Source organism: Shewanella sedimentimangrovi (assembly GCF_017354965.1).
Lineage (GTDB): Bacteria > Pseudomonadota > Gammaproteobacteria > Enterobacterales > Shewanellaceae > Shewanella > Shewanella cyperi.
This window is the reverse complement of the sequence record NZ_CP071502.1, coordinates 2,698,429-2,713,139: the sequence shown is the minus strand read 5'-3', so window position 1 is coordinate 2,713,139 and position 14,711 is coordinate 2,698,429. Positions and strand designations below refer to the sequence as shown.

General features: G+C 52.5%; 5 protein-coding genes. 3 read left to right on the top strand and 2 right to left on the bottom strand.

The features are described from left to right. Positions 1 to 24: 24 nt before the first annotated feature. Both JYB85_RS11800 and JYB85_RS11795 read right to left on the bottom strand, forming a co-directional pair. Positions 25 to 1,281 (bottom strand): tail fiber domain-containing protein, encoded by a 1,257-nt coding sequence (locus JYB85_RS11800; RefSeq protein ID WP_207379457.1) that lies wholly within the window; start codon positions 1,279 to 1,281, stop codon positions 25 to 27. Continuing rightward, complete coding sequence (locus tag JYB85_RS11795) at positions 1,271 to 1,780, bottom strand: hypothetical protein (RefSeq protein WP_207379456.1); 510 nt, start codon at positions 1,778 to 1,780, stop codon at positions 1,271 to 1,273. The genes JYB85_RS11800 and JYB85_RS11795 overlap by 11 nt, the downstream gene beginning before the upstream one ends. Before the next feature lie 479 nt (positions 1,781 to 2,259). Here JYB85_RS11795 and JYB85_RS11790 point away from each other — a divergent pair, with 479 nt between their 5' ends. The 3 genes from JYB85_RS11790 to JYB85_RS11780 all read left to right on the top strand — a co-directional run bounded on the left by JYB85_RS11790 (position 2,260) and on the right by JYB85_RS11780 (position 14,665). Continuing rightward, on the top strand, positions 2,260 to 9,324 hold the full coding sequence (locus JYB85_RS11790) for a putative Ig domain-containing protein (protein ID WP_207379455.1): 7,065 nt from the start codon (positions 2,260 to 2,262) through the stop codon (positions 9,322 to 9,324). A gap of 78 nt (positions 9,325 to 9,402) precedes the next feature. Further along, a complete protein-coding gene (locus tag JYB85_RS11785; RefSeq protein ID WP_207379454.1) occupies positions 9,403 to 12,513 on the top strand; it encodes a CRTAC1 family protein in 3,111 nt (1,036 codons plus the stop codon). A gap of 1 nt (position 12,514) precedes the next feature. Further along, complete coding sequence (locus tag JYB85_RS11780) at positions 12,515 to 14,665, top strand: thioredoxin domain-containing protein (protein ID WP_207379453.1); 2,151 nt, start codon at positions 12,515 to 12,517, stop codon at positions 14,663 to 14,665. The last annotated feature ends 46 nt before the right edge of the window (positions 14,666 to 14,711 follow it).

Genomic DNA, 14,711 nt, shown 5'->3' with positions numbered 1-14,711 from the left:
GAGGTGCTTTTAATCATTGCCTGATTATTTTTTTGACTTTAGTTCATTTAGCTCATTTTGCATTGACTCTATTTTTTGATTTTGATCCTCTAATTTTTCCATAAGAGCCTTGATAGCTGCAAGTGAGATTCCTGACGTGTCTGTCGGGGATATGTGTTTATTATCAACACCTACATTAAATGTATCGAAAAACTCTTCAGCCATAGGGCCTATATGCATTATCTTCCCTGCGTCTCTTATATAAGACCATGAGTAAATGTCAAGATTGGTTAGCGTTTGCAATATCTTATGGCCATCAATTAGATTTATATTATTTTTGGTTGCACGACTAGAACCTGGACTTATAGTTCCTTGTGCGACAATATTTCCACCAACATCCAAATCATCAGATAGTAATACTTTTCCAGTAGTTTTCTCTAATTGAAAGTTCCAGCGCGAACCTTGAGCTGTACCATTATGCATATAGATATCGCCATCAGGTTGTAGGACGATGCCCATAAACGTTAACGGGTCTACCCCTTGATTAGTAATCGCAAATCCATTGCCTAATGTGGCCTCAATACCTGCTGCCCATGAGTTTGCGGCTACGCCATTTTCATCGAAATATATCTTTGGATCATCTGACTGGCGAATGTGTAAAGCTTCTGAAGGGTTCTTCGTACCTATACCAATATTTCCGCTGGCCGCGATGACAAAAGAGTCAGTGGGGGCTGAAGGCAAAATCTTGAACGGCAGTTTGGAGCTGTGGGTCACGTCACGGATAAAAAAGTTGGTCTCGTTACCGACAACATCCCAAGTCTGTGCAGACCAACCTGAGGACGTATTTTGTTCAAGGCGTATGGATGGAGAATCACCTTGTGCCATATGAAGTCTCACCACAGGGGTAGATGTGCCCAAGCCGATATAACCATTGTCTTTAACGTAAAGCGAATTGGTTGGTGCATTGCCGAGGATGGTAAAAGGTACTTTGCCTGCCGTGATGTCTTCGATTGAAAACTTGTTCAATCCACCGTTATCACTTTCGTTGGCGGTAAGTTGCCAGTCATGATTCGGGAAGCTGCCTGAAGAGCTGGTGTCATCGAATTTTATTCGAGTGTTATTCTCTTTCAACCTCAGGGTATCGAAACCGAAATTTTCTCCATTGACGCAATCGTTACCGATACATTCGCTCATAGTGACGATCAAGTCATCAGCGATGACCTGATCAGCGCTAGCGGTATGTGAAAGAGCCATTGAAAGAGCCAGGGTAACGCCCGACAGGGCTAATTGATTATTTTTCATTGTTCTGTCCTTGAGTGGAAGATTCTACAACTTCAAAGTTGCTGATATCGTTGAAGCTATTGCTTTCATTGGTGGCGCCGGTCATTTCCTTTTCCGATATGGCTTCTTCAACTGTCACCAATTGATTTTCAAACACTCGGAAATGGCCGTTTTCTTGCTTGGTCGAGCCCAGATTTCGTATGGCCTTTACGCGGCCAGTAGTTGGATCTGTAATCTCCTGCTGTTTACCTTGGTTGGCATACTGAATCTCATATTGGTAGTCGCCATCGGCGGTAATGCCAATGGCTTCAATGTCCATGCGGGTGTCATTACCGTTTAACTGAACCTGCTTGTAAAAGCCATTGGGGCCGGTGATGGTGACTATGGCTTGATCAAAATGTTGTTCATTTGCGGGTTCCAGGGTTTGTTGGTCGGCAACAATGGATTTAGCCCACAGGGGGGCCACTGCCGTCAGACAACATCCCACCAGGATCAGTCTGATACCGGAAGAAAGTCTCATACTTAGTCCTTAAGTTGTTATTTAACTGTGTAATTGTAACTGTGGAAAAATATGTTTCAAATCAAGAATTGACTGCATGATGAGGTTCGACCAGCGAAAAAAGCCATCAGTCGAGTCACCAACAATGACAGAGTCCTTTCTATCTGGCTGATTTTCAGTTACTTTAACTGCTGTTTTTCAGGGTGTCAATTTTTTGACGAATCTTGTGCGGTTTGGCCAAATTGCTAGACGGCACTACAAGCGCCTGAAATAGATGTTATTATACTGTAAACCTCCAATGATACTTTCAGGGCATTCGGTTTGTCGCCGAGTGCCTTATTTTGTGAATACAGGGACGACACATGAAAAAGCCAGACCGGTTGACCAGACTGTGCGTAAGAGCCAGTAAATCTGTATTTCCGCTTCTTTTTCTCGCTCCAGCCATCAGTTTGGCTGCGGGTACTGACTTATCCATCAGTGGTAATTTTTCAAATGCTACCGTGGCAACAGGACAGGTTAGCCAGCTGACCTATACCCTGAGCAATGCGTCGACCTCGGATGCAACAGATGTGGGCTTTGATGTCACCCTGGATTCACCGGCATTGAGTTTTGCCGGCGTGAATAGCCTGACTACCAACTGTGATGCAAGTACCGGCAGCGCGGTTTTCAATGGCAATCAGCTCACATTGAGCGGCTACCGGGTGACAGGATCCGGCAGCTGTGTTGTGAATGTCTATGTGGCCGCCGATACCACAGGTGCAGCCACTGTCGCCAATTTAAGCTCCAGTCTTGGCGCCGGAACCGGCCGTTCCGATACCCTGACCGTTGATGGCACTATTATCACAGCCGCCATGACTGCCGCCGAAGCCTCGGTAAACGTTGGCGCAGTAAATCGCATGACGGTTTCTTTCAGTAACTCAGCAGATAACAGCTGGGGCTATTCTTTCTCGCTGCCATTACCCACAAATGTTGCGTTGGCATCACCGGTTAACTTCGTCACCGATTGTCCCAATCTTGCCAGCAGCAGCGTGGCAGGGGCGACAACTGTTTCCATGACATCAACTGGTAATCCAATCTTTACCGTGATTGGCAACGGTGCCAGTTGCAGTGCGTCATTTGATGTGTTGGCTTCCAGCGCCGGTTCCTATGATTTGGTCAGCAATAATTTCACCTACTACAACCAAAGTAATCAGCAAAAGAACAGCGGCAGGGTCGCTGCGAGTTTTGATGTTGTGATGCCGGCGGTGTCTGTTTACGCCAACCCCCACAGCCTGGTGCCGGGAAGCAGTGGCAGCCTGGAATTTACCATCAGCAACTTTGACCGCAGCAACGATGCCAGCAATATCGGCTTTACCCTGGATCTGGACACAGCCCTGAGCGGGTTGGTGGCGACCGGTCTGCCTATCACCGATGTCTGTGGCTCCGGCGCAACGCTGTCCGGCACTGGTGTGGTCACCTTGAGCGGTGCCAACCTGACAGCGAGCGACACCTGTAGTTTCAGCCTGCCAATCACTGCTCCGGCAAATGCAGCCGTGGGTGATTACACCCTGACCGTCAGCAATATTGCTTTGGACCGTGGTGGTTCAACCGAAAACCTGCCGGACAATACCACTGGTTTGGCTATCATCAACGCGCCGCAGTTGGCCATGACCTTGCTGGAAGCATCAGCTACCGCGGGAAGTACTGTCACGCTTCACTATGTGCTCACCAATATAGATACAGTGAATGCGGCCTCGAATATCAGTTTCAGCTCGGTATTCAGCGCACTCCCCGGTGTGGCCCTGGGTTTGCCGGGCAGCAATTACTGTTCAGGAAGTGGCAGTTCCATTCAAACTACGAACCTTGACGTTGTCTATGCCAATTATTCAGGTATCAGCTTGGCAGCCGGCGGGTCCTGTAACTTTGATTTAACCCTGACCTTGCCATCGGATATGTCCTCCGGCAGTTATACCGTTTACAGCAATCAGGTCAGCGCCACCATCAACAGTAATGCCGTATCGGGCAATGCCCCATCTGCCAGTGTCGACATAGCGGTTGATGCTGCGCCTTCACTGACTGTGTCATTTGCCGATACCGTGGTTCAACCCGGGGATAGCACCACCCTGTATTTGGAAATAGCCCATGGCATCAATTCTTCGGCCGATGCTACGGATATTGCCTTTACCGTCGATCTCGACAGTGTCATGTCCGGTTTGGCGGCGACATCGCTGCCAAGCACCTTGTCCTGTGGTAGTTCCTCATCACTGACAGGTACCGGTCAGCTGAGTTTCAGCAGTGGCAGCCTGGCTGCCGGTGATTCCTGCACACTCGCCATTCCGGTGCAGATCCCGGTATCAGCCCTGGGTTCTTATACCCTAACCAGTTCCAGCCTTACGGCTATGGTGAATGGCAATGCGGTGCAACAAAGTGGCAGCAGTGCCGGCATCACTGTCAGCGGACTCACCTACAGCAAGAGTTTCAACCCAAGCTCAATCCGGGTAGGCAGCGGCGGCACTACCATAGATCTGGACTATGTGTTTACCAACCAGGCGGGTGGCACTGACGCGACTTCTGTGTCATTCACCGAAAGTCTAAACAGCATCTATAGCGGTGTGACCATAGCCTCGGCTACTCAAAACGATTTCTGTGGTGCAGGATCAGCTACCTCAGGTACCACAACCTATATTTTCTCTAATATGACAATCCCGGCCGGTAGTAGCTGTGCCTTCAGCATTACGCTCAATATTCCGGCCGCCATTCCCGTCAACAACATCTATGGCAGTACCAGTTCAAATGTCAGCGCCGATATAGGAGGGGTTTTGTCGTTGCCGAATATGTCGGCCAGTTTCACGGTAGACAGTTTGAGTGTGTTGACCTCGGTTAACGTCAGCAGCCCGACCTCACAATCCACTGTGCTGATGAGCATCAGCTTCAGTGCCGATGTGACGGGGTTCGACGTGAGTGACATCAGTGTCACCAACGCCACCCTGAATAACTTTAGCGGTTCTGGCACCGATTACACGGTTGAAGTCACGCCAACACTGGATGGTGATGTGACTCTGGATATTGCCGCAGGTGTCGCCATGGATGCGTCTGACAATAGCATCACCAACAAGGCAGCAACCCAGATCAGTTTTGAGTACCAGACAACACCACTGATCCCGACACCCAGTCTGACCATTGGCAGTCCATCGGACAGCATTGCCAGTCAGGGCCCGATCACTTTTGCCGTTTCTTATCTGGATGTTGAGCAGGTGAATTTGCTGGCTTCCGACATCAACCTCAACACTACCGGTGATGCTTCGGCCACGGTTTCTGTGCTTAATGGTGATACCAGCTCTGCTACCGTGGTACTGAATAACCTGACAGGTAACGGTACCTTGGGTATCAATATTGCTGCCGGAACCGCAAGATACAGTGTCAATGAGGCGCCCGCCGCAGGACCTTCCGGAGTATTCTCCGTGGATACCCGCAAACCCTTGGTGAGCCTGTCATCCTTAGCCAGTCAGTACACAGGAAACTTTACGGTCAATATTCAATTTGATGAGAATGTCACAGGCTTCAGTGTTGACGATATAGGTGTCAGCAACGGCAGCTTGTCAAACTTCCAGGTCACGGACGCCAAGAACTATTCCGTGACCGTCAGCGCCAGCGGCGAAAGCACAGTGACCCTGTCCCTGGCGGCGGATGTTGCCAGTGACACTGCCGGTAACGGCAATGATGCGGCAACCAATCTGGTCATAGGTTATGACGACGTGAGCCCCACCGTGACTCTGGGTGGGGCCTCCGGTACTGTTGCCACTGCCTTTACTGCGACTATAGATTTCTCGGAAGATGTTAGCGGCTTCGTCGTGGGTGATATTCAGGTAAGCAATGCCAACCTGAGCAGCTTCACCAGCATCAGTGCCAGCCAATATACTGTTTTGGTGACTCCCGTCACCCAGGCTGAGGTTACCTTGGATGTCGCCGCCGCTGTGGCCGACGACAGTTTTGGTAATCTCAACCTGGCGGCGACTCAGTTGGCTGTGGTCTATGACTACAATGATGCGCCGGTGATCTCGGGCTCTCCTTCCTCCAGTGTGGCGGAAGACAGTGCCTACAGCTTTACCCCTGTTGCAACAGATGCAGATGTGGCCGATACCCTGAGCTTCAGCATCAGTGGCCAGCCATCCTGGGCCAGCTTTGATACCGGCACCGGCACCCTGAGCGGTACTCCGGTAAATGATGACGTCGGCAGCTACAGCAATATCATCATCAGCGTCTCCGATGGTAGTCTGTCTGATGCCCTGGCAACCTTCAGCATCACTGTAACCAACACCAATGATGCACCTGTGATCACTGGTACACCTGCCACCAGCGCCAACGAGGACAGCGCTTACAGTTTCACGCCAAGCGCCAGCGATGTGGATGTGGGTGACGTACTGAGCTTCAGCATCAGCGGTCAGCCAAGCTGGGCCAGCTTTAATACCAGCACTGGTACTTTGAGTGGTACGCCGGTCAATAGTGATGTGGGCAGCTACAGCAACATCATCATCAGCGTCTCCGATGGCACTGTGTCCACCGCTTTGAGTGCCTTCAGCATCACAGTGGTTAACACCAACGATGCGCCGGTGATAAGCGGTACTCCAGCCACCAGCGTTAACGAAGACAGTGCATATAGCTTCACCCCAAGTGCCAGCGATGTGGATGTGGGCGATGTGCTGAGCTTCAGCATCAGCGGCAAACCGAGCTGGGCCAGTTTTGATAGCAGCACAGGTACCCTGAGCGGTACACCGGTCAACGGTGATGTGGGCAGCTACAGCAACATCATTATCAGCGTGTCCGATGGCACTGTATCCGTTGCGCTTTCCGCTTTCTCCATCACTGTGATCAATTCCAATGATGCACCTGTTATCAGTGGTACTCCGGCGACCAGCGTCAACGAAGACAGTGCTTACAGCTTCACCCCAAGTGCCAGCGATGTAGACGTGGGCGATAGCTTAAGCTTCAGTATCAGCGGCCAGCCGAGCTGGGCAAGCTTCGATGCCAATACCGGCACTCTGAGCGGCACCCCGGTCAACAGTGACGTGGGCAGCTACAGCAACATTATTATCAGCGTATCCGACGGTACAGTGTCTACTGCTCTGCCAAGCTTCAGTATCGCGGTTATCAATGCCAATGATGCCCCGGTGATCAGCGGCATTCCTGCGACCAGCGTTGATGAAGACAGTGCTTATAACTTTACCCCAAGCGCCAGTGACGTGGATGTGGGTGACGTGCTGACCTTCAGCATCAGCGGCAAACCTGCTTGGGCCAGTTTTGATACGACCACCGGCATGTTGAGTGGCACGCCGGTCAATGCTGATGTTGGCGTCTATAACAACATAATTATCAGTGTTTCCGATGGTACCGTTGAAGCGTCATTGCCGGCGTTCAGCATTGAAGTTGTCAACGTCAACGATCTGCCGGTGTTTGAGTCTTCTCCTGTGCTGCAGATAGCGGCGCTGGAAAACTACAGCTATGCGCTGGTGGTCACTGACGTGGATGTCGGCAGCGAAGTCAGCCTGACGCTCATTCAGGCGCCGGATTGGTTGACGCTCAACGGCACAGAGCTGACAGGTATGGCTCCGTTGTCTGCCATAGGTCAGAGTTTTGCGGTGACAGTATCTGCCAATGATGGCGTTGCGCTGGAATCGGTAGAGCAAAGCTTCAATATCGAAGTGACAGAGCCGCTTGAGACTCAATTGCAGGGCAAGCTGCAGATTTCACCTGCTCCAGCAGCCAAGGGTGATGTAGTGTCGCTGACGCTTGAGCTTGAAAACCTGGGCTCCACTGCGGCTCATGGTGTTGGTTTTGAGCTGATGCTGACCAACGAGTTGGCCTTTACCCAAGTGCCCAATGTCTGTAGTCAGATATCAAGTACTCATATCGAGTGCGTTCCGAATGACAGCATTGCCAGCAAATCTACCGCCAAGTGGATCGCCAAGGCAGAAGTGAAAAAGGTCAGCACAGGATTCAGCACTGCGTCCCTGATGGCCACTGCGGACAATCTGTCCGAACCCATGCAGCAGGTACAGGCAACGGTATTGCTGGCCAATGTGGTGGCCAGTTTGCCCGGGGATGTGCTGACCAGCACTTCATCGGGAGTGGGTTATGTGGCCGACATCAATGGCGATGGTTTCACTGACCTGCTGGATTATGTCGCAGCTTCCGAAAGTCTGGAGCTGTGGCTGAACAATGGCAGCGGCGCCTTGGTGAAAGATGCCAGTATCCAACTTGGTACTGACATCAATTCCCTGGTGGTGGCCGATCTGGATATGGATGGGCAGTTGGATCTGCTGACCACGGGCGGCAGTACTGCGACCAACCATGCCTTTATGTTGGAAAGCGATCTGAGTATCCGTGCTGACATCACTCTGGATGCGGTGCAGGCAGACCTGGCGTTGGTGGCCGATTTGGACAATGACCAGATCCCCGAAGTGGTGTTGGCCGGCCAGTATCAGAGCAGCATTGCCCTGTATCAGTTTGTCGGCACCGATGCCCAAACCCTGACTTTGTTGGAGCTGCCTGCATTGCAGGCACAAGCCCAGGCCAAACGCCAAGCGGTAGCTGCTCAAGCGGCAGGAGGCATTCTTGGACTGACCCTGACAAGCAATAATGGTCAAGCGGCCTTGTTGGTCAGTGATGGCAGTCAATTGGTGCTGCTGAGTTTTGATGGGGCCGATTGGACACAGAGCTCCTTGAGTGTCGCAGTGTCGGCACCGGGTAAACTGGTCAGTGGTGATGTTGACGCCAATGGCGAAGACGATCTCTTCATCGACGGCGCCGATGGTTGGACCCTGGTACTGAATGGCTATACAGATAATGCCGTTAAGGTAGAGCAGGCATTCCCGGTCGCTGAAGATGTGGTCATCACAGATCTTGATGATGACGGGGTGGCTGAAGTGCTGTTTGTAACAGGGCAGGGTGTCAGCATCTGGCATTACGATGCTGCGCAAATGCTGGTGTTGGATCCTCAAGTGATTGAATCGGCCAATCTGGTAGATCTCGGCTTACTCGATATCGACGGTGACGGTGATCTGGACCTGTTGACTTTTGATGCGGTAAACGGCATCTCCGTGTGGTATTTCAGTCAGGACGGTGACATAGGCAAGCAGGATGTGGAGCTGGTGCTCTATACCGATATGCCATCGTTCCCGCAACTGGGTATGTCTTCTCCGTACCGTTGGCGGATAGATAACCTGAGTACGGCAGAGGCCAAAGATGTCTCCGTGTTGCTGAGGATACAAGCGGGTCTGCGTCTGGATAAGGCCCCAGCGACCTGCCTGGCCACTGGACTGGGTTTGCGTTGCAGCCTGGGTAGTCTGATGGCTGCTGACAGCAAGAGCGTCGAGCTGTGGTTGACGCCGATGAACGCAGGTAACTTCAGTATTACGGCATCTGTCTCCGGCAGTGACAATGACAGAAATCCCGACAACAACAGCGTGACCAGTGGCATTTCCGTCGCCGAACCTGCCAAGCGTGACAGCAGTGGCGGAGCCTTGGGCCTACTGGCGTTGATGCTGATGGGTATGACCCTGATAGCTCGCCGCAAAATGCGTTATTAATTTTCCAAGACGATGACAGCACACCCAGGTGTGCTGTCTGTTTTTAAGCCTCCCAAGAGAGGAATTCAGGAAGACATTATGAATAAAACCGGAAATACCTTACTGCTATCCATGATGCTTGGCTTGCCGGTCAATGTACTGGCGGCGCCCGTGACCAATACCGAGCCCGATGTGCTGGCATTGATGGGCAAAATGGAGTCGGTACGCGATCCCAAGTGTCACGCCACGGCCACTCGTCTCGAAGGTCTGATTTACGGTACACCGCTGACGGACGAAGCCCGTTATCTCAAGAGCGAGATGCAAAAGACGTTGGCGAAAACCATTTGGCAGCAGGCTGCTAAAATGTCCGCGGCCGATACTCTGGAGCAGCCTCAGATCCAAAAAGCGGCCGATGGTTTGTTTTCCATTGCCCAGACCGACAAACGTTGGCAGTTGACAACCCCAACCATGACAGTGGATATCGAAGGTCGGGATAAGGATCACTACGGTTCCATTGCTTACGGCCTGAGGGCCATGCTGGCGGTGGAGCAGGAGAGCTTGTTGGACCTGACCGGTGAACTGCCCATGCTGAGTGAACAGGCATCGGCTGAGATGGTAACACGTCTGGATCTGGCGACCTTGGCGCTGCTCAAACAGGCCGATATCCGGGCCCGTTTGGGAGACGAATACAAGATCACTCCCAAGGATCTGACGCAGGCCTGGCAGGCCTTGTTCCCCTCTCTGGCACTGGCGGCAAATGCGGATCTGCCAAAGCAGGCTGCCGAACCTCGCCAGACTGGGCTGATGCATAAGGTAGTCGAGCAAAAAATCCAATCCTTTGCCAAATACAACCAGGTCAGTCAGGCGCTGTTTGCCCGTAATTTACAGGTCTATTTTGCCCGCATGTCACTGCCCAAGGATGAAACTGCGGCCAAAGAGTTCAAGCAATACTTCACCGAGGCCATGATTGCCTTCTCGGCAAATTTCTATCTGCTGGCCCAGGCCCAAGCGGGCAGTGATGCCATGATCCGTGAATCCCATGTGGAGCATGCAATGCAACAGATATTGCCCCACAAGGTGAATCAGTATGAGGATGTGATCTTCTATCCCAAGTATCCATCAGACATGCGCCGCGAAATTGAAGCCTACGATATGGATGCCTTCCGGGACGGTGGTTTCCACTGGATTTACCTGCGAGAGGCACTTAAGGATTTGGGTGACAGAATAAAACTGGAAACCGATCCCTATGCCGCCGAACTGCTATCCGAAGGCATAGCCCACTATGGCGTGTTGCTGCTGCGTGAAGCCGGCGAACTGGGCAAGGCACAGCAAAAGGAGGCATTGTCATCGGCACTGGTGACCGAGGCTTACAAGCAAATTGAAGCCGAAATAGCCGCATATCACGCCTATAAGGTGCCTGCCAGTCCGGCCAAGGGCATAGTATCGGCTACCGACACCGGTAAGCCGGGACATTTCCGCGATGTGACCCAGGCAAAAGAGCTTAACGCCGAGCACAGAACCTCGGATTGGCTCAGTCGTCAACTTCGCAGCTACCTGCGAAAGGATGCCGAAACCGGTGTGTCCACCATTCCACCGGCCTTTGGCGGCGGTGGCATCGCGGCGGAAGATGTCAACGGTGATGGACTTATCGACGTACTGGTGCTCAGCGGCAGTGGCAATAAACTGTTTATCAATAAGGGTGACCACTTCGAGGACGCCACCGAAGGTTCTGGGCTGGATAATACCAGTCGTCACCCCGTGCCCAAGGATCAGCCGGTGCGCGCCGGTGAGCCGCGGCAGCCTTTGATTGCCGACTGGGACAACGACGGCGATCAGGACATTTTCATCAGTTATGTCGGAGAGCCACATCGAATCTACGCCAACCAGGGGGACGGTCATTTTAAAGAAATGACAGATATCGCCAAGCTCGGTGGCGCCGATGCTGTGGGCGGTCCTGCGACCACATTCGACGTCAATAACGACGGCTTGTTGGACATCTATATCGAGTATTTCGGTAACTACCTCAAGGGCGAACTGCCGACGCTTAAGCGCCGCAATGACAATGGCGGCCGCAACGTACTGTTTATCAACAAGGGGAATTTCAAGTTCGAGTTGGCCGCCGATGCCTTGGGCGCGGACAACAATGGTTGGGGTCAGGCGGTGACCCATGCGGATCTGAACCAGGATGGTTGGCAGGATCTGATAGTGGGTAACGACTTTGGCGTGAATGCTTACTACATCAACCAGCAGGGCAAGAAGTTTGTCGACTATGCCGCCAAGTTGGGGACAGATAAGCCGTCCTATACCATGAACATAGGTCTTGGGGATCTCAACCGCGACGGCATTGCCGACGTGTATATCTCCAACATTGTCACCATGAACAAGGACCAGAAATACGTGTTGCCGAATGAGGACATGACGGCTCAGTTCAACCCGGACAAGTTGGGTAACATGCGTGTGGTGGAAGGAAACGATCTGTTCATGTCCGGTCGCAGTGACAAGGGCGTATTGTCCTTTGCCTTGTCCGACAAGGTGGGTCGTGGCTACAGCTCCACGGGGTGGGCCTGGGATGCAGATTTCTTCGACGCCGACAACGACGGTGATGAAGATCTCTATGTACTCAATGGCATGAACGATTACTTTGTGTATTCCAGTAAGAATCCCTATTACCAGGATCCCAATAACTTGACCGCCAGCACCACGGCTTACTTCCCGGATGCGAGCCGCGCTGCCAATGTTTTCTTCAGCAACAGTGATGGCAAACTCAACAATACCTCGGCCGACAGTGGCCTGGATTTTGTAGCCAACTCGCGCTCGGCAGCGTACCTGGACATGGATAACGACGGCGATCTGGACATAGTGGTCAATAACTTCCATGACAAAGCCAGGCTGTTCGAAAACCAAAGTGAATCCTTACATAACAACTGGCTCAAGCTGCATCTGGTGGGCGCGCCCGATAAGGGGGTAAACCTGGATGCCATTGGTGCCCAGATCCTCGTGGGCTTCGATGAGAAGGGCTATGGTTGGCGCCAGGTTACCGGCGGCCAGGGCTATATGTCTGTGCATCCCAAGGAGCAACACTTTGGCCTGGGTAAGGCGAGTGAGGCTCGGGTGATGGTGATTTGGCCTAACGGCAAACACCAAACCCTGGGCAAACTGGCCGCCAACAAGCGCTACGAAGTTACTTATGCACCGGATTCCGGCAATTAAGATGTGGCGTTGGCTACTAGCCATACTGCTGTTGTCACTGCCCGCGTTTGCGGGCAGTGATTTGTTGCAGCAGGAAAAAGTCAGGCATGCCTGGTTTGTTGAGCAGGGACTGCTTGGCACCAATGAAACGCCGGCCCATGTCAATGAATTGATATGGGCCGATTCCCCCTATCTGCTCAGTCATGCATTACAACCGGTGAATTGGCGTGAGTGGTCGCAGCAGGCGTTGAATGACGCCCGCGAAAAGCAACAACTTATCTTTCTTTCCATAGGGTATGCTACCTGCCATTGGTGCCATGTCATGGCCGGTGAATCCTTCAGCGATGCAGGCATAGCCGAACTGCTTAACAGCAATTTCCTCAGTATCAAGGTCGACAGGGAGCAGTTGCCTACTGTGGATAACCAGTATCGCTTCGCCATGGAGGTGCTTAAGGGGGAGCCAGGCTGGCCCCTGAATGTGATACTGACACCGGCCGGCGATATTATTTGGATAGATGCTTACCAAAGTCGCGAGCAGCTGCAGCGCTTGCTTTCGGCATTGGCACAGCGCTGGCAAAGCAAGCCGGAAGCGTTGACTAAATTGGCCAAGCGCCACAGTTTGCTGCTCAAGCAACATTCCCTGGGCCAACCCGGTGACGCTGGACAATGGCCGCAGCAAGTTGAGGCGGTACAGCAGCGCATTATGACCAGTCTGGCGGCGGATACTGGTCCCCGTTTTTTGCATGAAACCTGGTTATTGGCTATGGCCTCGGATGCCATGCAGGGAGACAAGGAACAGGAAAGGCGGCTATTTGACCAGTTGGACAAGACGCTTGCCAGCCCGGTGTACGATGTCATTGATGGCGGCTTTCACCGCTACGCTGAAGATGCCAATCGGCAACAACCCCACTTTGAAAAAATGCTTTATACCCAGGCGCTGATGGCAAGTGTATTGGCCAAAGCCTGGAGCCTCAGTGCGGAGCCAAGATATAAGAATGCGTTTTGGCAAACCTTGGCCTGGGTGGACCAATACCTGTACACCAATGGGGGGTATGCCTCCGCCATGTCCGCCGTATCTTCTGCTGGTGAAGGCAGCTACTACCGCTTTGCTGATATCGAGGCCCAAGAACTGGTCAGCAAGGGATTTCTGAGCAATAGCATGGCTTCCACAGGGCGTTTACTGTGGCTGGACCCGTTGCTGCCTGGCTGGCCGAATCTATCGCTACTGCAGCAAGCCAGGGACATTAGAAAACAAGACCCCATACCTCCCATTGATACCAAGGTCATTCTCAGCTGGAATGCCTTGTACCTGAATGCCTTGCTGGATGCATATTGGGCCACCGGCGAGCTCTCCCTGGCACAAAAAGCAGAGCAATTGGGCAAGGTTCTGCAGCAGAACTTTGTCACCCCATCCGGGCTAATGCGTATTGGCTTTGAAAATCGCACCAGCATAGTTGCGGGTGTCGAAGATAGAGCCTGGTTTGCCTTGGCCTTGTTGCAACTGGCGCAGCTGAACAGGAGCCGTGGTGACCTTGGAACAGCTGAAAAACGCCAGCGATATGCATATGCATTGTTAAGAGAGGGGGGCTGGCTGGAAGAGGTGCGAGACGGCGAATTACCCGCTGCCGCCGCTGCTGCCTATCGGGCACTGAATTTGGCCGCCGAACTGGCGCCTGATGAGGGATTTCGCCAGCAGGCCAATGATTTGGCAAAGCGTCTGGCGGCAGAGCCTGCGGGCTTGCTCAGTCAGTACTCCCTGCTCAGGGCTGTGCAGGAAAGCAAGCCGGATAGCCCCAAAGGACTCAGAACATTCGCTGGCGGTCACGGCAGCATTTGGGCGGAACGCCTGGGCAAGGATATCAAGCTGAACGTCAGAATGGATGACGGCTGGCATATCAATGCCCATGGGGCTGAGGCACGCAAGCTAATCGGTACAGAGGTCTTATCACCGGCTTCCCATTGGATACTGACCTATCCAGAGCCACATTGGCGTCGCTTGGGTTTTACCAATGAGACTCTGGCGCTGTATGAGGGGGATAGCGCCATTCTTTTGAGCTGTAAGCCGGAGCAAATTTGCCGCGAGGGGGAGATACTCAAAGTGAAACTTCAGGCTTGTTCCGATAAATTATGTTTGTTACCCCAAACCCTGAGCTTGTGGGCGCCGGCATCTTAACCTCCTCGCCGAATCAAAATCACCTTATTCGTTATCGAACTGGCAG

Bases quoted from the DNA above. Each gene is read 5' to 3' on its own strand.
- JYB85_RS11800 (WP_207379457.1), bottom strand. From the start codon at position 1,281: ATGAAAAATAATCAATTAGCCCTGTCGGGCGTTACCCTGGCTCTTTCA.
- JYB85_RS11785 (WP_207379454.1), top strand. From the start codon at position 9,403: ATGAATAAAACCGGAAATACCTTACTGCTATCCATGATGCTTGGCTTG.
- JYB85_RS11795 (WP_207379456.1), bottom strand. From the start codon at position 1,780: ATGAGACTTTCTTCCGGTATCAGACTGATCCTGGTGGGATGTTGTCTG.
- JYB85_RS11780 (WP_207379453.1), top strand. From the start codon at position 12,515: ATGTGGCGTTGGCTACTAGCCATACTGCTGTTGTCACTGCCCGCGTTT.